Origin of the sequence: Streptomyces aurantiacus JA 4570, from assembly GCF_000414115.1 — a bacterium.
GTDB lineage: Bacteria > Actinomycetota > Actinomycetes > Streptomycetales > Streptomycetaceae > Streptomyces > Streptomyces aurantiacus_A.
Window position 1 is genome coordinate 15,412 of the sequence record NZ_AOPZ01000051.1, and the last position, 21,723, is coordinate 37,134.

21 protein-coding genes and 1 pseudogene are annotated in these 21,723 nt (G+C 73.3%); 11 read left to right on the top strand and 11 right to left on the bottom strand.

Features of this window, described 5'->3' with window-relative positions; all coding sequences use genetic code 11:
• The first annotated feature begins 2 nt into the window (after positions 1–2).
• Together meaB and STRAU_RS06725 are read left to right on the top strand one after the other, a co-directional pair.
• Positions 3–1,034 carry a methylmalonyl Co-A mutase-associated GTPase MeaB gene (gene meaB, locus STRAU_RS06720; protein ID WP_016639503.1) on the top strand — a complete coding sequence of 344 codons (1,032 nt, stop codon included), beginning with the start codon at positions 3–5 and terminating at the stop codon, positions 1,032–1,034.
• Entirely contained in the window at positions 1,031–2,080 is a 1,050-nt protein-coding gene (locus STRAU_RS06725; protein WP_037657894.1) for an enoyl-CoA hydratase/isomerase family protein, read from the top strand. Before meaB ends, STRAU_RS06725 begins: the two co-directional genes overlap by 4 nt.
• Before the next feature lie 24 nt (positions 2,081–2,104).
• On the opposite strand, the gene STRAU_RS06730 is transcribed toward STRAU_RS06725, so the two are convergent.
• The 3 genes and pseudogenes from STRAU_RS06730 to STRAU_RS06740 all read right to left on the bottom strand — a co-directional run bounded on the left by STRAU_RS06730 (position 2,105) and on the right by STRAU_RS06740 (position 4,435).
• The gene (locus tag STRAU_RS06730; protein WP_016639505.1) at positions 2,105–2,560 is read right to left on the bottom strand and encodes a hypothetical protein; all 456 of its coding nucleotides are present in this window, start codon (positions 2,558–2,560) and stop codon (positions 2,105–2,107) included.
• A gap of 113 nt (positions 2,561–2,673) precedes the next feature.
• Positions 2,674–3,405, bottom strand: coding sequence for an ABC transporter permease (locus STRAU_RS06735; RefSeq protein WP_259299838.1), 732 nt, complete (start codon positions 3,403–3,405; stop codon positions 2,674–2,676).
• 83 nt (positions 3,406–3,488) lie between these two features.
• Positions 3,489–4,435, bottom strand: a pseudogene (locus tag STRAU_RS06740) (ABC transporter ATP-binding protein).
• Between the two features lie 108 nt (positions 4,436–4,543).
• On the opposite strand from STRAU_RS06740, the gene STRAU_RS06745 reads away from it, so the two are divergent.
• The 3 genes from STRAU_RS06745 (at position 4,544) to STRAU_RS06755 (ending at position 7,804) form a co-directional block, all read left to right on the top strand.
• Entirely contained in the window at positions 4,544–5,782 is a 1,239-nt protein-coding gene (locus STRAU_RS06745) for a sensor histidine kinase (protein ID WP_016639508.1), read from the top strand.
• A gap of 104 nt (positions 5,783–5,886) precedes the next feature.
• A complete protein-coding gene (locus tag STRAU_RS06750) occupies positions 5,887–6,549 on the top strand; it encodes a response regulator (RefSeq protein ID WP_016639509.1) in 663 nt (220 codons plus the stop codon).
• A 97-nt stretch (positions 6,550–6,646) separates the two neighbouring features.
• Positions 6,647–7,804, top strand: a complete 1,158-nt coding sequence (locus STRAU_RS06755; RefSeq protein ID WP_016639510.1) for an ROK family transcriptional regulator — start codon at positions 6,647–6,649, stop codon at positions 7,802–7,804.
• Between the two features lie 51 nt (positions 7,805–7,855).
• Here the strand turns inward: STRAU_RS06755 and STRAU_RS06760 are convergent, their stop codons facing one another.
• Both STRAU_RS06760 and sigJ read right to left on the bottom strand, forming a co-directional pair.
• A complete protein-coding gene (locus STRAU_RS06760) occupies positions 7,856–8,617 on the bottom strand; it encodes a GntR family transcriptional regulator (RefSeq protein WP_037657896.1) in 762 nt (253 codons plus the stop codon).
• Positions 8,618–8,907: 290 nt separating this feature from the next.
• On the bottom strand, positions 8,908–9,801 hold the full coding sequence (gene sigJ, locus STRAU_RS06765; protein ID WP_037657899.1) for an RNA polymerase sigma factor SigJ: 894 nt from the start codon (positions 9,799–9,801) through the stop codon (positions 8,908–8,910).
• A gap of 183 nt (positions 9,802–9,984) precedes the next feature.
• Here sigJ and STRAU_RS06770 point away from each other — a divergent pair, with 183 nt between their 5' ends.
• Positions 9,985–10,833, top strand: coding sequence for an alpha/beta fold hydrolase (locus STRAU_RS06770; RefSeq protein ID WP_016639513.1), 849 nt, complete (start codon positions 9,985–9,987; stop codon positions 10,831–10,833).
• Between the two features lie 28 nt (positions 10,834–10,861).
• Here STRAU_RS06770 and STRAU_RS06775 read toward each other — a convergent pair whose 3' ends face one another.
• Positions 10,862–11,272: a VOC family protein gene (locus STRAU_RS06775; protein WP_037657901.1), complete on the bottom strand. Its 411-nt coding sequence runs from the start codon at positions 11,270–11,272 to the stop codon at positions 10,862–10,864.
• Between the two features lie 307 nt (positions 11,273–11,579).
• On the opposite strand from STRAU_RS06775, the gene STRAU_RS06780 reads away from it, so the two are divergent.
• A complete protein-coding gene (locus STRAU_RS06780) occupies positions 11,580–13,160 on the top strand; it encodes an alkaline phosphatase D family protein (protein WP_016639515.1) in 1,581 nt (526 codons plus the stop codon).
• Positions 13,161–13,343: 183 nt separating this feature from the next.
• Complete coding sequence (locus tag STRAU_RS06785) at positions 13,344–14,864, top strand: GNAT family N-acetyltransferase (RefSeq protein ID WP_203227357.1); 1,521 nt, start codon at positions 13,344–13,346, stop codon at positions 14,862–14,864.
• Between the two features lie 149 nt (positions 14,865–15,013).
• Here STRAU_RS06785 and STRAU_RS06790 read toward each other — a convergent pair whose 3' ends face one another.
• Positions 15,014–15,961 carry an NAD(P)-dependent oxidoreductase gene (locus STRAU_RS06790; protein WP_397892055.1) on the bottom strand — a complete coding sequence of 316 codons (948 nt, stop codon included), beginning with the start codon at positions 15,959–15,961 and terminating at the stop codon, positions 15,014–15,016.
• Positions 15,962–16,012: 51 nt separating this feature from the next.
• Positions 16,013–16,597: a TetR/AcrR family transcriptional regulator gene (locus STRAU_RS06795; RefSeq protein WP_016639519.1), complete on the bottom strand. Its 585-nt coding sequence runs from the start codon at positions 16,595–16,597 to the stop codon at positions 16,013–16,015.
• Positions 16,598–16,719: 122 nt separating this feature from the next.
• Here STRAU_RS06795 and STRAU_RS06800 point away from each other — a divergent pair, with 122 nt between their 5' ends.
• Positions 16,720–18,432, top strand: a complete 1,713-nt coding sequence (locus STRAU_RS06800) for a DUF885 domain-containing protein (protein ID WP_037657903.1) — start codon at positions 16,720–16,722, stop codon at positions 18,430–18,432.
• A gap of 123 nt (positions 18,433–18,555) precedes the next feature.
• On the opposite strand, the gene STRAU_RS06805 is transcribed toward STRAU_RS06800, so the two are convergent.
• A complete protein-coding gene (locus STRAU_RS06805; RefSeq protein ID WP_016639521.1) occupies positions 18,556–19,380 on the bottom strand; it encodes an SDR family oxidoreductase in 825 nt (274 codons plus the stop codon).
• Positions 19,381–19,475: 95 nt separating this feature from the next.
• Between STRAU_RS06805 and STRAU_RS06810 the strand changes: the two genes are divergently transcribed.
• Positions 19,476–19,853: a nuclear transport factor 2 family protein gene (locus STRAU_RS06810; RefSeq protein WP_016639522.1), complete on the top strand. Its 378-nt coding sequence runs from the start codon at positions 19,476–19,478 to the stop codon at positions 19,851–19,853.
• A gap of 111 nt (positions 19,854–19,964) precedes the next feature.
• Here the strand turns inward: STRAU_RS06810 and STRAU_RS06815 are convergent, their stop codons facing one another.
• A complete protein-coding gene (locus tag STRAU_RS06815) occupies positions 19,965–20,471 on the bottom strand; it encodes a rhodanese-like domain-containing protein (protein WP_016639523.1) in 507 nt (168 codons plus the stop codon).
• Between the two features lie 94 nt (positions 20,472–20,565).
• On the opposite strand from STRAU_RS06815, the gene STRAU_RS06820 reads away from it, so the two are divergent.
• Positions 20,566–21,012, top strand: a complete 447-nt coding sequence (locus tag STRAU_RS06820; RefSeq protein ID WP_037657906.1) for an Lrp/AsnC family transcriptional regulator — start codon at positions 20,566–20,568, stop codon at positions 21,010–21,012.
• A gap of 9 nt (positions 21,013–21,021) precedes the next feature.
• Here the strand turns inward: STRAU_RS06820 and STRAU_RS06825 are convergent.
• The coding region (locus tag STRAU_RS06825) for an SbcC/MukB-like Walker B domain-containing protein (RefSeq protein WP_310592226.1) at positions 21,022–21,723 on the bottom strand (702 nt) is incomplete at its 5' end.

Genomic DNA, 21,723 nt, shown 5'->3' on the forward strand with positions numbered 1-21,723 from the left:
CCATGGCACCGAGGATCGATCTCGACAGTTATGTGAAGGGCGTGCTCGACGGCAAGCGCGCGCACATCGCGCGCGCGATCACGCTCGTGGAGTCCACCAAGGCCGAACACCGGGCGCTCGCACAGCAGTTGCTGACGCAGCTGCTCCCGCACTCCGGGCGGGCGCGGCGGATCGGCATCAGCGGGGTGCCGGGCGTGGGCAAGTCCACGTTCATCGACGCGCTCGGCACGATGCTGACGTCGATGGGCCATCGGGTCGCGGTGCTCGCCGTCGACCCGTCGTCGTCACGGACGGGCGGTTCCATCCTGGGCGACAAGACCCGCATGGAGCGCCTGTCGGTGGATCCGTCGGCGTTCGTGCGGCCCTCCCCCACGGCGGGGACGCTCGGCGGGGTCGCGAAGGCCACCCGCGAGTCCATCGTGGTGATGGAAGCGGCGGGGTACGACGTGGTGCTCGTGGAGACCGTGGGCGTCGGCCAGTCGGAGACTGCCGTGGCGAACATGGTCGACACCTTCCTGCTCCTCACGCTGGCCCGCACCGGCGACCAACTCCAGGGCATCAAGAAGGGCGTCCTGGAGCTGGCCGACGTGATCGCGGTCAACAAGGCGGACGGGCCGCACGAGCGGGACGCGCGCTCGGCGGCGCGTGAACTGGCGGGTGCGCTGCGGCTGATGCATCCGTCCGACGCCGCGTGGACACCACCCGTACTGAGCTGCAGCGCCCGCGAGTCGAAGGGCCTCGACACCCTGTGGGACCGGCTGGAACAGCACCGCGCGCTCCTGGACTCCACCGGCCGCCTCGCCGCGAAGCGCCGCGACCAGCAGGTCGACTGGACGTGGACGATGGTCCGCGACGAACTGCTCGGCCGGCTCCACGCCCACCCCGACGTGCGGCGGCTCGCACCGGACCTGGAGGCGCGGGTGCGGGAGGGGACGCTGACGGCGACCACGGCGGCGGAGCGGATCCTGGAGGCGTTCCAGGGCGACCAGGCGCTCCAGGGCGACCAGCGCCAAGGAGAGGGAACAGCTCAGTGAGTCACGACGCACCGCCGGTGCTGACGCGCGTCGAGGGCCGGGCCGGCCACATCGTCCTGAACCGGCCCCGCGCCCTGAACGCGCTCGACCACCCGATGGTCCGCCTCGTCGACGAGGCGCTCACCGCGTGGGAGCACGACGACGCGGTGCGCACCGTGGTCGTGACCGGTGCGGGCGGGCGCGGGCTGTGCGCGGGCGGCGACATCCGGGCCGTGCGCGACGACATCCTCGCGGGCGGCGGCGCGGCGTCGGCGGCTTTCTGGCACGCCGAGTACCTGCTCAACGCCCGGATCGCGCGCTACCCGAAGCCGTACGTGGCGGTGATGGACGGCTACGTCATGGGCGGCGGCGTCGGCATCTCGGCGCACGGCGACGTGCGGGTCGTCACCGAGCGGTCGCGGGTCGCCATGCCGGAGACGATCATCGGTTTCGTGCTCGACGTCGGCGCCACGTATCTGCTGACGCGGGCGCCGGGCGAGCTCGGCACGCATCTGGCGCTGACCGGCACGGCGGCGGAGGCGGGCGACGCGCTGCTGTGCGGCCTCGCCGACCACTTCGTGCCCTCGGGGCACCTCGCGGAGTTCACGGCGGCGCTCGCGGACTCCGACGCGGCGGACGTGGTGCGCACGTACGCCCAGCCCGCTCCGGAGGGCGAACTCGCCGCGCGCCGCGCGTGGATCGACTCCTGCTACGCCGCCGACTCGGTGGAGGAGATCGTCGACCGCCTGCAGTCCTGCGGTGAGCAGGCCGCGAAGGAGGCGGCCGAGATCCTGCTCTCGCGCTCCCCCACCGCGCTGAAGGTCACGCTCGCCGCCCTGCGCCGGGCGCGTGCGCTCGGCTCCCTGGAGGAGGCCCTGAACCAGGAGTACCGCGTGTCGTGCGCGTGCCTGACGGCGCCGGACTTCCCCGAGGGGGTGCGCGCCCAGGTCGTCGACAAGGACCGCCGTCCGCGCTGGTCGCCGGCCGAGCTGGCGTCGGTGTCGGACGCGGACGTGGAGCGCTTCTTCGGGCCGGGCGCGTACGGGGAGCTGGGGCTCGGCGCCTGACAGCGCCGGCCCATCGGACCTGCCCTAGGGCGGGTCGACCTCCGTGATCACGGCGACGAGCTGGAGGGCCCGCCGCTCGCCCCAGTGGGCCACTCCCAGGGCTATCCAGTGGGTGTCGGCCCGCCACAGGTGGAGGTCGGGCACGGATTCGCTGAGCGTGGCCCACGGCTCCGGGACCGGCTCGCCCTCGCCGTCCGCCTCCTGGGCCAGGAGGCGGACCAGGACACTGGTGAGGCTGAAGACCTGGGGCTTCCCCCAGCGCTCCGACAGCAGGACGGTGAGGGCGTCGCGCTCGGCCTCGAACCGCAGCTCCGTCTCCTCGTGGGCCGTGCCGTCGTCGTCCCACAGCTGGTCGTGCGTCGATAACTCCGCCACGTGGAAACCCGGTCCGCCATAGCCGTGCTCCGACCTGCCGGGCGCCGCGGGGAATCCCCGGGCGCGCAGCAGGTCGATCGCGGCGACGTGGTCTGCGCTGCTCATGTCTCCAGTAAAGCCGCCGCCACTGACAATTGGCTGTCCGTCAGGCGTCCGACGACTGGCGGGGCGTCAGCCGGTGCTCGACCTGACCGTGGCGGTCGGCGGCGGTCGGCCCCTCACGCGTCGCGCCTGCGCACCGCCCACCACCCGGCCGCCAGCGCGGCCCCGGCCCATACCGCCATCACGCCGAGGCCCGCCCACGGGCCGAGCATCCCGCTCGGGTCCTCGTGCAGGATCTGCTGCCCGGCCCGGTCGGGCAGGAACTGCGCCACGCCGCCCGCCATGTCCCCGATCACGAACGGCACGATCAGGGTGAACGGGATCAGCACGCTGAGCACGGCGACGCCACTGCGCAGCACCGCCGCGAGGCCCGCTGCGAGCAGCGCCATCAGCGCGAGATAGAAGCCGCCCCCGACGCATGCCCGTACGGCCCCGGGGTGGCCGAGCCCGATCGCGTGCTCGCCGAGGAACGCCTGGCCGCCGAGGAACGTGGTGAAGCTGGTGAGCAGCCCCACCAGCAGCGCCGCCGCGCCCAGGACAGCGGTCTTGGCGCCGTAGAACAGCCCGCGGCGGGGCACGGCGGCGAGTGAGACGCGCAGCGCGCCGTTGACGTACTCGGAGCTGACGGCCGTCGTGCCGAAGCTGATCGCGGCGACCTGCCCGAAGTTGAGCGCGTAGAAGGCGCCGAAGAGGGGTTCGGCGTCGGCGTTGTCGGCTTCCGCGCGGCCGACGGTGGCGAAGACGAGGACGGTGACGGCGACGGTCGCCACGAACACCGCGGCGAGCGAACCGACGCTCCCCCGCAGCGACTTGACCTTGATCCATTCGGAGCGGAGCACAGCGGTCACGGACGCGGAGTTGGACACAGGCGCAGACACAGACACAGACGCAGACGCAGACGCAGATGGTGTGGACGTGGGCGTGGACACGGTCATGCCTCCTGGAGAGCTGCGGAAGACGCCGAGAACTCCGTGTCGTCGGCGGTGAGCGCGAGGTACGCCTCCTCCAGGGACGCCTCCTCGTCGGCGAGTTCGAGGATCGGCACGCCTTCGCGCGCGGCGAGCCTGCCGATCTCCTCGGCCCGGACGCCGTCGACCGTCCAGCGGCCGTCGTCCGCCTCGGTCATCCCGTGCCCCGCGCGGGCGAGCACCGCGCGCAGCCGGGCCGGGTCGGTGGTGCGCGCCCGGGCGCGCGGGCGGCTGTGCCCCGCGATGAACTCCCGCATCGGCGTGTCCGCGAGGAGCCTGCCGCGGCCGAGGACCACCAGGTGGTCGGCGAACGTCGCGGTCTCGTTCATGAGGTGGCTGGACACGAGGACGGTGCGGCCCTCGCGGGCCAGGCCCGTCATCAGCTCGCGGATCCAGACGATGCCTTCGGGGTCGAGCCCGTTCGACGGCTCGTCCAGGAGCACCACGGCGGGGTCCCCGAGGAGCGCGGCGGCGATGCCGAGACGCTGGCGCATGCCCAGGGAGTACGTCTTCACGCGGCGCCCCGCGACGGCGGTCAGACCGGTCTGCTCCAGGACCTCGTCCACGCGCGCGGCGGTGACGCGGTTGCTCGCGGCGAGCGCGAGCAGGTGGTTGCGGGCGGTCCGGGACCCGTGCGCGGCCTGCGCGTCGAGCAGGGCGCCCACGTGCCGCAGCGGTTCGTCGTACGTCGCGTAGGGGCGCCCGCCGACGGTGGCGGTGCCGGAGGTCGGCCGGTCGAGGCCGAGCACGAGGCGCAACGTGGTGGACTTTCCGGCGCCGTTGGGGCTCCGGCGCCGTTGGGGCCGAGGAAGCCGGTGACCCGGCCGGGGCGGACGCTGAACGTCAGGTCGTCCACCGCGCGGGTGGTGCCGTACTCCTTGGTGAGCTGCTGGACGTCGATGCTGGTCATGGGCACAGCGTCGCGGCGGGACCGGGTGCGGGGCCTCCCCCGCCCGGGGAGATCGTCTCCCCCGTGCGGGGGAGCCGGGCCCGGCGCGGCTGCTGGCACGATGACGGCATGCCCCCCTTCCTGCGGCCGCTCACCCGGGCGGTCACGTACACCCGCTGGCTGCACGTACTCATCGGCGCCGTCGCGGGGTTGACGTGCTCGTCGGTCTACGGGGTGTCGGGCGCGAGCGTCGTCGACCTGGTCGTGGGGTTCTTCCTGCTCCCGGTTCCCCTGGTGGTCGCGGCCGGTCTGGTGCCCGCGATGCGCCGGGCCGAGGGGCTGCAGGCGCGGCTGATGCTGTTCTCCGGCCCCCACGCGCGCGGGGCCACGGGGCCGGGCGCCGCGGAGCACGCCGATCCCGGTGTCACCGTCATGCCGTCCGCGTCCTGGAACGACCGGGGCCGCACGGCGCTGTGGCTGGTGCTGCGCCTGGAGGCGGGGTGCGCGATGGGCTTCGCGTCGACGCATCTCATCGGTCAGACGCTGGCGCTGATCGGTGCGACGGCGCAGGAGCGGACGGTGGATCCGGCCCTGTTCTTCCCCGCGCTCGCCGACGGCCCCTGGTGGGTGGACGCGCTGCTCGTTCCCGCGCCGCTGATGGTTCTCCTCGGCCTCGTCGTGGCGGTGGGGAACCTGATGACCACCGCAGCCCGCCGCCTCCTCGGCCCCTCCCCCGCCCAGCGCCTCGCCGCCCTGGAGGAGCGCACCGAGCGGCTGCTGGAGCGCAACCGCATCGCCCGGGAGCTGCACGACTCCCTCGGGCACGCCCTGACCGTCGCGGTCGTCCAGGCGGGCGCCGCGCGGGCCACCGCCGACCCGGAGTTCACCGACCGCGCCCTGGAGGCCATCGAGGACACCGGCCGACATGCCCTGGAGGACCTGGAGCGGGTGCTGCGGCTGCTTCGGGAGGACGGGCAGCCCGCGCGGCAACGGCCGACGCTCGCCGAGGCGGGGCGGCTCCTCGACTCCGCGCGCACGTCGGGCGCGAAGGTCGACGCCGATGTGACGGGCCCGGTGGACCAGTTGCCGGGGCCCGTGTCGCGCGAGGGCTACCGCATGCTCCAGGAGGCCCTCACCAACGTCCTGCGGCACGCGGGGCCGGTGCCGGTGCGCGTCCAAGTCGCCGCCGTCGACGGGCTGCTCACCCTCGACGTACGCAACGCCCTGCCGTCGCCCACGGCACCGACCGGCCGCGGCGGCAGCGGTCTGCGCGGCATCCGGGAGCGCGCGACCCTCCTGGGCGGCCGGGCCCACACGGGACCGCACGACGGCGACTGGCGGGTCCGCGTCGAACTGCCCCTGGCGTGAGGGCGTGCTCTCCGGAGAGAGGCACTTCGATGCTCGTGGCCTGCGGAGCGGGGCACCGCGGTACTCGTGACCTGGGAAGCGAACCCGTGATCTACGCTGACCGCATGCCGGTGACCGTCCTACTCGTCGACGACGAACCCCTCGTCCGCGCGGGCCTGCGCGCCGTCCTGGAGGCGCAGCCCGACATCGAGGTCGTCGGTGAGGCGGCGGACGGCGCCGCCGTGATCCCCCTGGTGCGGCAGCTGCGGCCCGACGTGGTCGCGATGGACGTCCGGATGCCGCTCCTCGACGGCATCGAGGCCACGCGCGCGGTGCTGCGCACGGTCGCCGACCCGCCCAAGATCGTCGTGATCACCACCTTCGAGAACGACGAGTACGTGTACGAGGCGCTGCGCGCGGGAGCCGACGGGTTCCTGCTGAAACGGGCCAGGCCCGCGGAGATCGTGCACGCCGTGCGCCTGGTGGCCGAGGGCGAGTCGCTGCTGTTCCCGGCGGCGGTGCGGGAACTGGCGGGCGCCCACGGGCGCCTGCGCGGCAATCCGGACGCCGTGGCGGCCCTTGAGCGGGCCGCGCTGACCGGCCGCGAGGAGGAGGTGCTGCGGCTCATGGCGCGGGGCCTGTCGAACGCGGAGATCGCCGCCCGCCTGGTCGTCGGCACCGAGACCGTGAAGTCGCACGTGAGCTCGCTGCTCGCGAAGCTCGGGGCGCGCGACCGGACCCAGGCGGTCATCACGGCGTACGAATCCGGCTTTGTCGCCCCGGGCTGACGTGGGCCGGGCCCGGGCGGCCTGATCGGCACTCGCCCCGGTCGGCGGCTTCCGAGTACCCTTCGCCCATCATGCGCACGGAACGGAAGGACGGACGTTGGGGCGGCTGACCGGCGGAGATCCTTCTCTGCTACGGCGGATCAACTCCGCGGTGGTGCTGCACGCGCTGCGTGCGGCGGATTTCGCGACACTCACGGAGATCACCCGGGTGACGGGGCTCTCGCGGCCCACCGTCGAGGGCGTGGTCGAAGGGCTCAGCGAGGCCGGGCTCGTGGTGGAGACGGACGCGGACGAGGGCGGCGCGCGACGGCAGGGACGGCCGGCGCGGAAGTTCCGGTTCCGGGCGGAGGCGGGACATCTGCTCGGACTGGAGCTCGGTCCGCACCGGGTCGCCGCCGTCCTCGCCGACCTCGACGGCAAGATCATCGGCACCGCCGCGAGGGACGTGTCCGAGACGGCGCCGGCGGACGAACGCCTCGACCGGCTGCGCGGTGCCGTCGCCGACCTGCTGCGCCGCGCGGGCGTCTCCCGGGGCTCCCTGCGCGCCGTGGGCGTCGGCAGTCCCGGCATCGTGGAGGCCGACGGCTCGGTGCGGCTCGGCACGGCACTGCCCGGCTGGACGGGTCTGCAGCTCGGCGAGCGGCTGCGGCGGTCCTTCAAGTGCCCGGTCCTGGTGGAGAACGACGCCAACGCGGCGGCGGTCGCCGAGCACTGGAAGGGCGCCGCGACGGAGTCGGACGACGTGGTGTTCGTCCTGGCCGGCCTGAGCCCCGGTGCCGGTTCGCTGATCGGCGGGCGGCTGCACCGCGGGTACGGCGGGGCGGCGGGCGAGATCGGCGCGCTGCACCTGCTGGGCCGCGACGTGACGCCGGAGACGCTCCTGTCGACCACCGACGAGCCGCTGCACCCGCTGGACGAACAGGCGGTGGCGGAGGTCTTCGCGCACGCGCGTGAGGGCGACGAGCGGGCCCTCGCGGCGGTCGACCGTTTCATACGCCGTCTCGTGCACGACGTGGGCGCCCTGGTCCTCGCGCTCGACCCGGAGCTGGTCGTGGTGGGCGGCTGGGCGGCGGGCATCGACGGCGTCCTGGAGCCGCTCCGGCGCGAGCTGGCCCGCCACTGCCTCAGGCCGCCGCGGGTGACCCTGTCGATGCTCGGTGAGGCCGCGGTGGCCACGGGGGCGCTGCGGCTCGCCCTCGACCACGTGGAGGAGGAGCTGTTCGCGGTGGAGGGCACGGTGACGGCGCGGCACTAGGGCGTGTCCGATGGGTCGGACAGCCCCTGGGCCGCGCCGTCACGCGGGGTTTCAGGAAGCCTGCTGCTCCGGGCCGTGGTGGATCTCGACGGCACCCTGGTCGCCGAAGGTGAGGCGGCAGGTGTCCGCGCGGTACGTCGCCATGGAGAGCGCCGCCGTGCCGCCGTCCGCGAGGAAGCGGGTGGTGACGACCAGGACCGGCGCGCCGGGCAGGCGGTCGAGGGCCTTGGCGTCGTCCGCGCGGGCGGAGCCGAGCTCGACGGCGCGGTCCTGGCCTTCGAGATCCAGGCGGCCCAGCTCACGCAGCACCGCACGCGCGCGTGCCGGGCCGATGGGGGCGTCGATCGCGGAGAGGTCGGGGACCGAGGCCGCCGGGACGTACAGCAGCTCCGCGGCGACGGGCTGGCCGTGCGAGACGCGCGTGCGGCGCACCGTGTGCACCGGCTCGTCCGGGTCGACGCCGAGGGCGCGGGCCACGTCGGCGGGCGCCGGCGCGAGCTCGCTGTCCGCGGGCTGCCAGGCGTCGCCGGCCGCGCCGGGCCAGGTTCCCTGGGCGGAGCCGACGGCCACGCCCATGCGCGGCGGGGCGACGGTCGTACCGACGCCGCGGCGGCGCTGCAGCCGTCCCTCCAGTTCGAGCTGTTCCAGTGCCTGGCGGAGCGTCGCGCGGGCGACGCCGAACCGGGCGGCGAGGTCGCGTTCGTTGGGCAGGATCTCGCCCACGGCGAACTCGGAGTCCAGTGCTTCGCTGAGCACGGTCTTGAGGTGCCAGTACTTCGGCTCCGGCACCGATTCAAGCTGCGTGGTCCCCACCCTGTCCTCCGCAATCGCCGTGCGCAGGCGGCTTTTTCGCGCCTTGTTTATTAAAGGTTCCTGCACTATCTCAGCGACGATAGAGCCGCGCCCACCCTTGGTCAAGACCAATCCTGAGTCCGTTACAGCCCGCAGTGAAGTGATGCCACAGAGCATTCACGCGCTGTTCGCGCGCGGTCGACACCGGGCGCTCCGGCGTGACGCAATCCGATACGTCCCGGGGGCGCGCGGGCACCACGAGGCCCCCGTCCCTTGCACGGGCGGGGGCCTGGTGGCTCGGTTCGGGTGCCCTAGCCGGCGAGCCCCACGAGCTTGTCCGGATTCCGCACGATGAACACGCGCTGGACGCGGCCGTCGGCGACCTCGAGCTGGAGGACACTGTCGGGCTTGCCGTCGACGAGCAGGAGGACGGACTCGGCGCCGTTCAGCTCCAGGAAGCGGTAGTCGAGCGTGGCGGCGGCGTCCGCCACGCCCTTGGCCGCCACCCCGATGAAGAAGCGGCCCACCTTGTCGGCGGACTCCACGACCCGCAGCGGCGCCCTGGCCTTGCCCCCGCTGTCGCCGACGAGGTGGACGTCCGGCGCAAGCAGGGACATCAGCCCGTCGAGGTCGCCGTCCGATGCGGCGGCGAGGAAGCGCTCGGTGAGGTCGCGGCGCTGGGCGGGGTCGACCTCGTAACGGGGCCTGCCCTCCTCCACGTGCTTGCGGGCCCGCCCGGCGAGCTGGCGCACCGCGGCCTCGCTGCGGTCGAGCGTGTTGGCGATCTCCGCGAACGGGAACCCGAACGCCTCGCGCAGCACGAACACCGCGCGTTCCAGGGGTGACAGGGACTCCAGGACCACGAGCACGGCGAGCGACACAGAGTCGGCGAGCACGGCCTGCTCGGCGGTGTCGGGCACGGTCGGCCCGAAGTCGGTGACCAGCGGCTCGGGCAGCCAGGGGCCCACGTACGACTCGCGGCGGGACTGGGCCGCGCGCAGCCGGTCGATGGCGAGCCGGGTGGTGATCCGCACCAAGTAGGCGCGCGGTTCGCGCACTTCCGCGCGCTCGTCCGCGGACCAGCGCAGCCAGGCGTCCTGGACGACGTCCTCCGCGTCGGCCACACGCCCGAGCATGCGATAGGCGACGCCCATCAGGACGGGCCGGTGCTCTTCGAAGACGTCGGTCGCGGTGTCGGTAGCCACGTCACCATCCCAGCCGACGGATCTGTCCGTGTCCACCCGCGCCGGGCGACCGGACGAGGATCACACCGGGCCCGTCGTGAGCGCGGGCCGGGGCCCCGGCGCAAGTCCGTGCCGCCACCCCCTTGAACTCGGCGCTACTGGGCGGTAATTGTTGCTGACAGGGTGTCTAAGTCAGGAGCAGTCATGTCCGCACAGGTGGCAGAGGTCGCAGAGGTGTCGTTCAGCGTCGAGTCGCCACGCGGCCCGCACGCGGTGACCGTCTCCTACAAGCGCACGGGCACCGGGGACCCGCTGCTCCTCCTGCACGGCATCGGCCACCACCGGCAGGCGTGGGACCCCGTCGTCGGCATCCTCGCCGCCGAGCGCGACGTGATCTCCGTGGACCTGCCCGGCTTCGGCGCCTCCCCGGCACTGCCGGACGGCCTGGCGTACGACCTGTCGACGGTGGTGCCCGCGCTGCACGCCCTGTGCGAGGCCCTGGGCGTCGACAGGCCGCACGTGGCGGGCAATTCGCTGGGCGGCCTGCTGGCCCTCGAACTCGGCCGGGAGAAGCTCGTACGGTCCGTCACCGCGCTGTCCCCGGCCGGGTTCTGGAACGAGGCGGAGCGACGGTACGCGTTCACGACGCTGCTGACGATGCGCAGGATGGCACGGCTGATGCCGCTGCCGATGATCGAACGGCTCTCCCGGAGCGCCGTCGGCCGGACCGCGCTCACCAGCACCATCTACGCCCGCCCCGGCCACCGTTCGCCGGAGGCGGTCGTCGCGGAGACGCTCGCGCTGCGGAACGCCACCGGCTTCCACGAGACGCTGGTCGCGGGGCAGTCGGTGCTCTTCCGTGACGACGTGCCGGACCTGCCGGTCACCGTCGCCTGGGGCACCCGTGACCGGCTGCTGCTGCGCCGCCAGGGCGTCCGCGCGAAGCAGGCGATCCCCGGGGCGCGGCTCGTGCGGCTGCCCGGCTGCGGGCACGTGCCGATGCACGACGACCCCGCGCTCGTCGCGCGCGTCATCCTGGACACGAGCCGCTGACTTCAGGAGCCCGGCGCCACACACCGGTTCAGGAGTTGGACCACGCGCGCGTGCAGAGCACCAGGCGGTAGCCGTCGGGGTCCTCCACGGTGACGCCCCACTCGTTCCAGTACGGGTTCGGCGACTGCACCCGCTTGCCCCCGTGGCCTTCCAGGCGGGCGACCAGGTCCTGCGGAACTTCGCCGTCCACGTAGATGACGAGCAGGTCCTCCTCGGTGGGCCGGGGCTCCACGGGGGCGGCCGCCTCGTGGACGAGTTCGAGGTGCCAGGAGGCGTCCGGCCAGCCGACCATGAGGAGCGCGTGCTCACCGGGGCCGCCGCCCTCGTCGTGGCGGTAGACGACGTCGAGCCCCAGTCCGCCGACCCAGAACCGCTCGGCGGCGGCCAGGTCACGGGAGGGGCGGGCGATGCGGATGTGGCTCTGACCGTTCACGGGCACGGGATCCTCCTCGACTGCGGCACGCCCTGTCGCGCGCCGGGCTGCCACTCTAGGCATCGCACGATCTTGAAATCATCAGCCATCGGTCCTCCGGCGCTCGGCCCGGGACGTAGGACCTCGGCCCTAGGCAGCCGCGGCCGCGCGGCAGTTCCCCCGCGGCCCTGGGCAGTTGTTCACTTGTGGTTCGCGTGCGCGCCGTGACGCGGCAGTACACGTGGCACTGCACATCGCGGTACACGTGGCACGCACAGCGCGGTACACCTGGCACCGCACACACCACCGATCGGCCGTCCCTGGAGGCGTCTTCATGTCACACCGTCCGTCGAGCCACTCCCCGCGCCGCCGGAGCCTGCTGCGCGGTTCGCTCGCCGTGCCCGCGGCGCTCGCCGTGCCCGCGCTGTCCGGCGCGGCCCCGGCACTCGCCCTGGGCGGTCGCCCGAGCGCCGACTGGGGTGTGCAGGCCGGTGACGTGGGCGCCCACTCGGGCCTGGTGTGGGTCCGCTCCGACCGGCCCGCCCGCATGATCGTGGAGACGTCCGCCACGGAGTCGTTCCGCCGGCCGACCCGCTGGCACGGCCCGCTGCTCGGCCCGGGCACCGACTTCACGGGGACGACGCGGCTGCGCGGGCTGCCCTCCGGCGAGCAGATCCACTACCGCGTGCTGCTCGCCGACCCGGACGACCCGCGCCGCACGGGACGACCCGTCACCGGTACGTTCCGCACGACGTCCCGCAGACGCCGCGACGGCGTGCGCTTCCTGTGGTCGGGGGACATCGCGGGCCAGGGCTGGGGCATCAACCCGGAGCTCGGCGGCTGGCGGGTGTACGAGGAGATGCGGGGCCGCAACCCCGACTTCTTCCTGTGCAGCGGCGACAACGTCTACGCCGACGGGCCCATCCAGCCGAGCGTGACGCTGCCCGACGGCCGGGTGTGGAAGAACATCACCACGCCGGAGAAGTCGAAGGTCGCCGAGACCCTCGCGGAGTTCCGCGGCAACTTCCGCTACAACCTGCTCGACGAGAACGTACGCCGCTTCAACGCGCAGGTGCCGTCCATCGTGCAGTGGGACGACCACGAGGTGCGCAACAACTGGTACCCGGGGCAGATACTGGACGACGCCCGGTACACAGAGAAGGACGTCGACGTCCTCGCGGGGCGCTCAATGCGGGCGTTCAGCGAGTACTACCCGATCTCCACGCAGCGGCCCGGCGAGCGCGAGGGGCGGGTGTACCGGGTGCTGCGGCAGGGCCCGCTCCTGGACGTCTTCGTGCTCGACATGCGGACGTACCGCAACGCCAACTCCCCCAACCGGCAGCCCGAGGACGCCACCGGCATCCTGGGCGCCGAGCAGCTGGCCTGGCTGAAGCGGGAGTTGTCGCGGTCCCGCGCGGTGTGGAAGGTGATCGCCTCCGACATGCCGCTGGGTCTGGTGGTGGCCGACGGCAAGACGAACTTCGAGGCCGTCGCGCAGGGCGACCCCGGCGCCCCGCTCGGCCGTGAGCTGCAGATCGCCGACCTCCTTCGGCACATCAAGCACCACAAGATCACCGGCACGGTGTGGCTGACCGCCGACGTGCACTACACCTCGGCGCAGCACTACGACCCGGCGCGAGCCGCCTTCAAGGACTTCGCGCCATTCTGGGAATTCGTGTCCGGGCCACTCGCCGCGGGCGGCTTCCCGGCCGTGAAACTGGATGGAACCTTCGGTCCGGACCAGACGTTCGTCAAGGCGCCGGACCGTCCCAACACGTCGCCGGCGGAGACACCGCCTTACTACGGAGAGGTGGACATCGACGGCGACAGCGGCGAGTTGACGGTGCGACTGCGGCAGCAGGGCGGAGGCGTGCTCTTCACCAAGGTGCTGCAGCCGGGACGCGTGGGCCAGTGACGGCCTGCGCGGGTGCGGGCAGGCCGTCGGGCCCGCGGCACCCGCGCGAACCGTTGCGGGCGTACGGGGGACAGCGACGGACAACCGGGGTGAGCAAAGAGAATGAAACGGACAGATCCGCTCTTAACCCATCAGTCACAAATCGTTCGTGATCACGCAACACCCTTCGGTCACAGTGGCTGCATGAGTGCTGACATGTCTGATGTGACGCGTAAGAGGCACGGCAGGCCGGCCCATCACTGGCGCCGGGACGTCGTCGAACTCGCCGCGCTGTTCACGGCCGTTGCCGTGGCCGACGCCGTGGCGAACTTCGTGGGGCACGGCCCGGACGGGCCCGAACTCCTCCTCGTCTCGGCCGTGATCCTGGCGGCCACGGCCGGGTTCCACACATGGTGGGCCCGGCGCCACACGCACGCGCCGCCGGGCGGCGAGGGGTCCGATACCGGCACCCGGCCGTCCCCGACCAAGGACGAGGCCGGGCACAGGGCGGCACGCCGAGCCGGAACCACCGCCGAAGCGACCGCCGAAGCCACGCCGGAGGCGCCCGGTGCGACCACTCCGGAATCGTCCGGAGCGACGGCCGACCCGCACGGCGCGCCGACCGCGCTGTGGCGCATGCGCACCACCGTGCGCGACCAGCCGGGCTCGCTCGCCGCGCTGTGCACGGCGCTGGCGCACGATCGTGTCGACATCCTGAGCCTGCAGACCCATCCGCTGGCCGAAGGCACGGTCGACGAGTTCCTGCTGCGGGCCCCGGCGGCGCTGCCCGCGTCCGACCTCACGCGCACGGTCTCCCGGGCGGGCGGCTCCGGCACCTGGATCGAGCGCGCCGACGCGCACGACCTGGTGGACGCGCCCACGCGCATCCTGGGCCTGGCCACCCGCACGGCCCTGGACGCGGCGGAACTGCCGCTCGCGCTGCGCCAGTTGCTGGGCCGCTGCACCATCCGCTCGCTGCCCGCCACGCCGGGGCGCGCGGAGGGCGCGGGCGCGGGGCCCGCGAGCGAGGAGTCGGCGCCCGTCGAGGGTGCCCTGGAGGGGACCGTGCTGCGGCTGCGGGCTCCAGAAGGCGGAGTGATCACGGTCGAGCGGCCCTATCTTCCGTTCACCCCCACGGAGTTCGCCCGCGCGCGGGCGCTCGTGGAGCTCGACACCCGGCTCGGCCCGCGCATCCCGCGCGGTCAGGACGTGCTGACGCTCCCCGAGGGCAGCGACATCACGGTGAGCCGCGCCGACACGGGCGACCTCCGGGCCGCCAGGGCCATGCACGACCGCTGCTCGCAGCGCACCCTGGGCATGCGGTACCACGGCCCCGTGAACGACGCCGACCGCTATCTCAATCACCTCCTGAGCCCGCGCTTCGGCCGCACCCTCGCCGCCCGCACGGCCTCCGGCCGCGTCGTCGGCCTCGGCCATCTGCTGTGGGACGGCGACGAGACGGAGATCGCCCTGCTCGTCGAGGACGAGTGGCAGCGTCGCGGCATCGGCGGTGAACTGCTCGGCCGCCTGGTCACCATGGCGATCGAGGCGGGCTGCGAGAGCGTGTACGCGGTCACCCAGTCGTCCAACACCGGCATGGTCGCCGCGATGCGCGGACTGAATCTGCCCCTCGACTTCCAGATCGAGGAGGGCACGCTGGTCATCACCGCCCGCCTCGACGCCACACCGGTGAGTTCCCACCTTCCGTACGACAGCCGCCAGTAGCGGCGACGCGGTCCGAGGAACATCGGAAGACGCGGGACACCGGAAGTCGGAAGAACGGACGCACCGACGCCCGCACTCCCCGACGCCTTGTGCGCGGGGAGTGCGGGCGTCCGCCGTCCCGGAGAGCGGCCGCGCTCGGACCCCGGCGCTCAGGCCCCGCCGCCGCCCGGTCCGGCGAGGTACGACGCCGCCATGTCCTTGTCGCCGTGGCCGGCCTCGGCTGCGCGCCGGAACCGGCGCAGCCCGGCGGCGCCGACGTCGGCCGCCACGCCCACCGACTCCGCGGCGGCCACGACGAGTTCGGCGTCCTTGACCGAGTTGCTCACGGAGAAGCTGGTCGCGTAGTCGTCCGCGAGCATGGCGGCGGTCTTGGCCCGGAAGTACGCGCTGTCCAAGGGGCCGCCCGCGATCGCCTCGACGACCAGCGCCGGGTCCAGGCCGAAGCCCTTGGCCAGGGCGAGGCTCTCGGCGGCGCCATGAGTGAGGGTGAACACATAGCTGTTCAGGGCGAGTTTGAGACGGCTCGCGGCGCCGGGCTCGTCGGAGACCCAGAGGGTACGGCCGCCGATCGCGTCGAACACCAGCCGCGCCGCCTCCGCGTGCTCCCCCGCCGCACGCGGGCCCGATGCCAGGACCACCAACTGGGCGTTCTCCGCGGGCTGCTTGGTGCCCAGCACGGGAGCGTCGTACAGCACGAGCCCCCGCTCGTCCGCGAACTTCGCCAGCTCGTCGATCGCGTCCACGCCGACCGTGCTCAACTGCACCCACACCACGCCCTCGGCGAGCCCGGGCGCGGCCGCCTCCATCGCCTCGCGGACGGCCGGCCCGTCCTTGAGGACGGTCACGATCACATCGGCGCCCGCGACGGCATCGGCCGCGGTGTCGCACAGTGTGATGCCGTCGAACGCGGCGAGGGGCTCGGCCTTCGCGCGGGTCCTGTTCCAGACGCGCACGGCGAAGTGCTCGCGCAGGTGGCGCGCCACAGGTGTGCCGATAATCCCGGTACCGAGTACGGCGACCTTCTTCTCCGCCATGTTGATCTCCGTCATGTTGATCTCCTCCACGAGACGATTTTTCTTGACCGAGCATTCTGTTATTCGGGCATGCGAAAAGGAGCGCACAGAAATCCAGCCGGGCCCGGGCGGGCCTCAGCCCAGGAGCGCGAGCGCCTCGTCCGCCGCGTCGCGGACGCGCGCCTCCCCGCCGGAGACCTTCCCGACCACCCGCATCCCCTGCAGCAGCACGAGCAGCATGCGGGCGAGGGCGCGCGGGTCGCGGCCCTCGGGGATCTCCCCCTGGGCGCGGGCGCGGGAGAGCGCGGAGTGGAGCAGGGTCTCGATGTGCTCCCAGTTCCGCTCGACCCTGCGGTCGGCCGCGGGGTCGTGCGGGGCCAGCTCGGCCGCCGTATTGGTGACGAGGCAGCCCGCGCGCCGGGTGTCGGGCGCCGCCGACTCGGCGGCGAACCGGCGCAGCACGGCACGGATGCCCGGCAACGCCGGGCCGGGCCGGGACAGTTCGTCGACCAGCAGCGGCTCGCGCAGTTCCGTGTAGCGGTCCACCGCCTTCAGGTACAGCTCGCGCTTGTTGCCGAAGGTCGCGTAGATGCTGGCCCGGCCGATGCCCAGGTGCTCGACGAGGTCGGCCATGGACGTCGCCTCGTACCCGCGGCTCCAGAACAGTTCGAGCGCGGCCTTGAGCGCGGCGTCGGGGTCGAATTCCTTGGTCCTGGCCATGGCGCAGACGCTAACCCAATCTGGAATGATCAGTCAATTAATGAGGGAATGGCGGCCTCCGGGCCCCCCGTCGCGGTCAGGTGGCAGTGACGTTCGCCCCTGTCTCGTATCAGGATGTCGGCATGTCAGACACGAAGATCACCCCCACGGACGCGGCCTCGGGCCCGCTGCCCCGCCAGGTCGCCGACGCGTACGTCGACGAGCTCATCGCCCTGGACCCCGTCACCGGCACCTTCCTCGGCGTCAAGGAGAGCCACAGCAAGCTCCCCGACCTCTCGCCCGCGGGCCTGGACGCCCTCGCGGAACTGGCGCGGACGACCCTGACGCGGCTCGACGAGGCGGAGGCACGGCCGGGCGCCGACACCGACGTGGAGCGGCGCTGCGCGCGGCTGCTGCGCGAGCGGCTCACGGCGGAGCTTGCCGTGCACGACGCCGGCGAGGGCCTGCGCGCCGTCGGCAATCTGCACACCGCCCCACACGCGATCCGCGAGATCTTGACGGTGACGCCGGCAGAGACCGACGAGGACTGGGCGGTGATCGCCGAACGGCTGCGCGCGGTGCCCGCCGCCTACGAGGGCTACCGCGCCTCGCTCGAACTCGGTCTGGAGCGCAAGCTGTTCGGGGCGCCCCGGCCGACGGCCACGTTCGTCGAGCAGCTCACCCAGTGGGCGGGGGCCGAGGGCGGCCCCGGCTGGTTCGAGGAGTTCGCGGCGGACGGCCCGCAGGCGCTGCGGCCCGAGCTGGACGCGGCGGCGAAGGCGGCGACCGGCGCGGTGGTGGCGCTGCGCGACTGGATGCGGGACGTGTACGCGCCCGCGATCGAGGGCGCGCCGGACGTGGTCGGGCGTGAGCGGTACGCCCGTCTCTCGCGGTACTTCAACGGCACCGACCTGGACCTCGGCGAGGCGTACGCGTACGGCTGGGCCGAGTACCACCGGCTGTTCGGCGAGATGCGCGCCGAGGCGGAGAAGATCCTGCCGGGCGCGGCCACGCCGTGGGCGGCGCTCGCGCACGTCGACGAGCACGGCGCGCACATCGAGGGCGTCGACGAGGTCCGGCAGTGGCTGCAGGACCTCATGGACGAGGCGATCGAGGCGCTGGACGGCACCCACTTCGAACTCGCCGAGCGGGTGCGGAAGGTGGAGTCGCGGATCGCCCCGCCCGGCGGCGCGGCCGCCCCGTACTACACCGGGCCCTCCGAGGACTTCTCGCGGCCCGGCACGACCTGGCTGCCCACCATGGGCGAGACCCGTTTCCCCGTGTACGACCTGGTGTCCACCTGGTACCACGAGGGCGTGCCCGGCCACCACCTGCAGCTCGCGCAGTGGGCGCACGTCGCGGAGGACCTGTCCCGCTACCAGGCGACCGTCGGCATCGTCAGCGCCAACGCGGAGGGCTGGGCGCTGTACGCGGAGCGGCTGATGGACGAGCTGGGCTTCCTCACCGACCCGGAGCGGCGCCTCGGCTACCTCGACGCGCAGATGATGCGCGCGCTGCGGGTCATCGTCGACATCGGCATGCACCTGGAGCTGGAGATCCCGGCGGACTCGCCGTTCCACCCCGGCGAGCGGTGGACTCCCGACCTGGCCCAGGAGTTCTACGGCGCGCACTGCAGCCGGCCCGCGGACTTCGTGGAGAGCGAGATGACCCGCTACCTCACGATCCCCGGCCAGGCCATCGGCTACAAGCTCGGCGAGCGCGCCTGGCTGCTCGGCCGCGAGAACGCGCGGCGGCGGCACGGGGACGCGTTCGACGCGAAGGCGTGGCACATGGCGGCGCTGTCGCAGGGGTCGCTGGGGCTCGACGACTTGGTGGACGAGCTGTCGGCGCTCTGAGGTGCGACGGTGCGGTGGCGGCCGACGGACGGCCGCCACCGCACCGCCCCTGCCGGGAAGGGCCTCAGCGCCGGCACCCTCCCTCCGAGTGAATGACCTGCCCCGTGATCCTTCCCCAAGCTCTCAACTCCGTTCGAGCAGGGGAGACCCCATTGCTTCGTCCGTCGCGAGCCACGCGATCAGGCGGGCCGGGTCGTCGGGCATGCCCCAACGGCCCGCCGGGAAGAGGGCAGCGATCTCCTCGTACGCCTCTCCCGTCATGTAGTCCGTGTCCACCGGGCCGGGGTTGACCGTGTTCACCGTGACGGCGAGGTCGGCGAGCGTCGTCGCGAGCGATCGGGTCACCGAGGCGAGCGCGCCCTTCTGGAGGCCGTATGCCAGCTCGCCCGGCATGCCGCCCGCGATGTCCTGGCCGGACGTCATCATCGTGACGCGCCCGCCGGGTGTGCGCGGCGCGAGCCCGGCGCGCAGCCTGGCGTACGCCTGCACGAGCAGGATCACGGAGCGGGTGTCGACGGCCCAGTGGGCGTCGAGCATGGCCGCGTCGATCTCGTCGAGGGTGCCGTCCCGGCCGCTGCGGGCGTGGTTGGCGACGAGGATGTCGAGGCGCCCGCCGAGCGCTTCGGCCGCGGCGGAGACGAGTTCGGCGGGCGCGGCGGCGTCGGCGAGGTCGGCGGGGCCGTGCGCGACGCGGGCGTCCGGGTCGGCCAGCGCCTCGCGGACGGAGGCGACGACGTCCTCGGGCCGGTCGGCGCCCCAGGGCAACTCGGCGTCGTGCGGCACGTGGTGGTGCAGATAGACGCTCGCCCCGTACGCGGCGAGACGGCGGGCGACGGCGTGGCCGATGCCCCCGCGACGGCTCGCGCCGGTGACGAGGGCGGTGCGCCCCCGCAACGGCAGCGGATCGCGGCGGAGTTCGGCGGCGGTGGGCTGGGGGAGTTTCGGCATGACAGATCATGATGCGGGCCTGCGGCTCACGACGCACGGGATTAACCCGGAGTGGGCGAGCGCCCGTTGTCAGTGGCTGCTGCCAGGATGCCGCCATGGAGCCGACTGAGATCGTCACAGCGCTGTGGGACCGCATGGAGGCACGGGACTGGGCGGGGGTGGGCGCTCTCCTTGCCGAGGACGTCGTCGTCGAGTGGCCGGTCAGCGCGGAGCGCATCGTGGGCAGGGTCAACTACCTGCGGGTGAACGCGGAGTATCCGGAGGGCTGGTCGATCCGCGTGCTGCGGATCGTCGCGGACGGCGACACCGTGGTCTCCGAGGTGGAAGTGCCGCACGAGGCCATGGGGGTGCACCGCGCGGTCTCGTTCTGGACGGTGTGGGACGGGCGGATCGTGGCGGGCCGTGAGTACTGGACCGAGGTGGGATCCGCCCCCTCGCCCCAGTGGCGGGCCGACTTCGTGCAGCCGATGTGAGACAGGGCGCTGTGGGACCGGCCGATGTGAGACGGGCCGACGTGGGAAAGGTCGACGTGAGACGGGCCGACGTGGTGTGACAGGCCGTTGTCGGACCGGGCCCCCCGCGCCTCAGCAACCGCAGTCCGCCGCCCCTTCGGGAGCCGTCAGCGGGTCGACGGCACGCCGGCCGGGGCCCTCCCAGGTCTCGTACGCGAAGCCCTCCCGGGCCCAGTACTCGAAGCCGCCGAGCATCTCCTTGACCTGGAAGCCCAGTTGGGCCAGGGCGAGGGCCGCGCGGGTCGCGCCGTTGCAGCCGGGGCCCCAGCAGTAGGTGACGACCGGGACCGCCTTGTCGAGGAGCTGCTCGGCCTGGAGCGGGACGAGCGCGGTCGGCAGGTGCACGGCGCCCGGGATGTGCCCCTGGTCCCAGGACTCGGTGGAGCGGGAGTCGAGGACGACGAAACCGGGGTCGCCGTCGGTGGCCAGCGCGGCGGCCACGTCGGACACGTCCGCGTGGAAGGCGAGGCTCGCGGCGAAGTGGGCGGCGGCCGCGGCGGGGGCGGCCGGGGGGACACGGAGGACGGGATTCGCGGCATTCACGGTGTTCGTGGCGGTCTGCGCAGTCATGGTGTTCATGGCTGAAAATCTATGGGCGTGGGCCGCGATCCTGAAGGGGCGATTCCCGGTCCACCTCTTGATCGGCCGGTGTTTTCCCTGTTACCTCTCGGACATGACCGGTTATTCCACGGACGCCACCGACTGGCGCATCCTCGACGTCCTCCAGCGGCAGGGCCGCGCCAGCTACGCCGAGCTGGCCCGCGCCGTCTCCATGTCCGCGAGCGCCGTCACCGAGCGGGTGCGGCGCCTGGAGGAAGCGGGCGTGATCCAGGGGTACGCGGCCGTGGTGGACCCCGAGCGGCTCGGGCTTCCTGTGCTCGCCTTCGTACGGCTCCGGTATCCGAACGGCAACTACAAGCCGTTCCACGACCTGGTCGACGCGACCCCGGAGATCCTGGAGGCCCACCACGTCACCGGTGACGACTGCTTCGTCATCAAGGTCGCCGCGCGCTCGATGCGGCACCTGGAGGAGGTCTCCGGCAAGATCGGCGCCCTCGGATCGGTCACCACGAGCGTCGTCTACTCCTCGCCGCTGACCGGCCGCCCCCTGGGGCAGTGAGCCCGGAGCTCAGCCCTCTCCCCGCTGCCGCACCACCGACCCCGCCCTGCCCTTCACGACCTCCAGCTGCGCGTGCACCCGGCGCCGCAGGTCCGCGACGTGGCTGACGATGCCCACGCTGCGGTCCCGCTCGCGCAGGGAGTCCAGGACGTCGAGGACCTCGTCGAGCGCCTGGTCGTCGAGGGAGCCGAAGCCCTCGTCGATGAAGAGCGTGTCGAGGCGCACGCCGCCCGCCTCGTCCGTGACGACGTCCGCGAGGCCGAGGGCGAGGGCGAGCGAGGCGAAGAACGTCTCGCCGCCGGAGAGGGTCGCCGTGTCGCGCTCGCGGCCCGTCCACGCGTCGACCACGTGCAGGCCGAGGCCCGAGCGGCCGCGGCCGGCGCGGTCGTCGGAGTGGACGAGGGTGTAGCGGCCCGACGACATGCGGCGCAGCCGAACCGTCGCCGCGGCGGCGACCTGTTCCAGGCGCGCCGCGAGGACGTACGACTCCAGGCGCATCCTGCGTTCGTTGTCGGCGGAGGTCCCGGCGGCCAGGGTGGCGAGGCGCGCCACGCGGTCGTGGGCCTCGCGCAGCGGGGCGAGCCGCCGGGCGGCGGCCGAGCGGGCGGAGAGCCGGTCGAGTTCGGCGCACCGCCGGGCGGCGGTCACCGCGGGGGGGGCGCCGTTCGCGCCGTTCGTCAGCGACAGCTCCTTCGGCGAGAGCACCGGCGG

What these genes read in the sequence shown, in the direction of transcription:
- meaB (WP_016639503.1), top strand. Translation starts at nt 3, where the DNA reads ATGGCACCGAGGATCGATCTCGACAGTTATGTGAAGGGCGTGCTCGAC.
- STRAU_RS06730 (WP_016639505.1), bottom strand. Translation starts at nt 2,560, where the DNA reads ATGAGCAGCGCAGACCACGTCGCCGCGATCGACCTGCTGCGCGCCCGG.
- STRAU_RS06745 (WP_016639508.1), top strand. Translation starts at nt 4,544, where the DNA reads ATGCCCCCCTTCCTGCGGCCGCTCACCCGGGCGGTCACGTACACCCGC.
- STRAU_RS06750 (WP_016639509.1), top strand. Translation starts at nt 5,887, where the DNA reads ATGCCGGTGACCGTCCTACTCGTCGACGACGAACCCCTCGTCCGCGCG.
- STRAU_RS06770 (WP_016639513.1), top strand. Translation starts at nt 9,985, where the DNA reads ATGTCCGCACAGGTGGCAGAGGTCGCAGAGGTGTCGTTCAGCGTCGAG.
- STRAU_RS06780 (WP_016639515.1), top strand. Translation starts at nt 11,580, where the DNA reads ATGTCACACCGTCCGTCGAGCCACTCCCCGCGCCGCCGGAGCCTGCTG.
- STRAU_RS06785 (WP_203227357.1), top strand. Translation starts at nt 13,344, where the DNA reads ATGAGTGCTGACATGTCTGATGTGACGCGTAAGAGGCACGGCAGGCCG.
- STRAU_RS06795 (WP_016639519.1), bottom strand. Translation starts at nt 16,597, where the DNA reads ATGGCCAGGACCAAGGAATTCGACCCCGACGCCGCGCTCAAGGCCGCG.
- STRAU_RS06800 (WP_037657903.1), top strand. Translation starts at nt 16,720, where the DNA reads ATGTCAGACACGAAGATCACCCCCACGGACGCGGCCTCGGGCCCGCTG.
- STRAU_RS06805 (WP_016639521.1), bottom strand. Translation starts at nt 19,380, where the DNA reads ATGCCGAAACTCCCCCAGCCCACCGCCGCCGAACTCCGCCGCGATCCG.
- STRAU_RS06810 (WP_016639522.1), top strand. Translation starts at nt 19,476, where the DNA reads ATGGAGCCGACTGAGATCGTCACAGCGCTGTGGGACCGCATGGAGGCA.
- STRAU_RS06815 (WP_016639523.1), bottom strand. Translation starts at nt 20,471, where the DNA reads ATGAACACCATGACTGCGCAGACCGCCACGAACACCGTGAATGCCGCG.
- STRAU_RS06820 (WP_037657906.1), top strand. Translation starts at nt 20,566, where the DNA reads ATGACCGGTTATTCCACGGACGCCACCGACTGGCGCATCCTCGACGTC.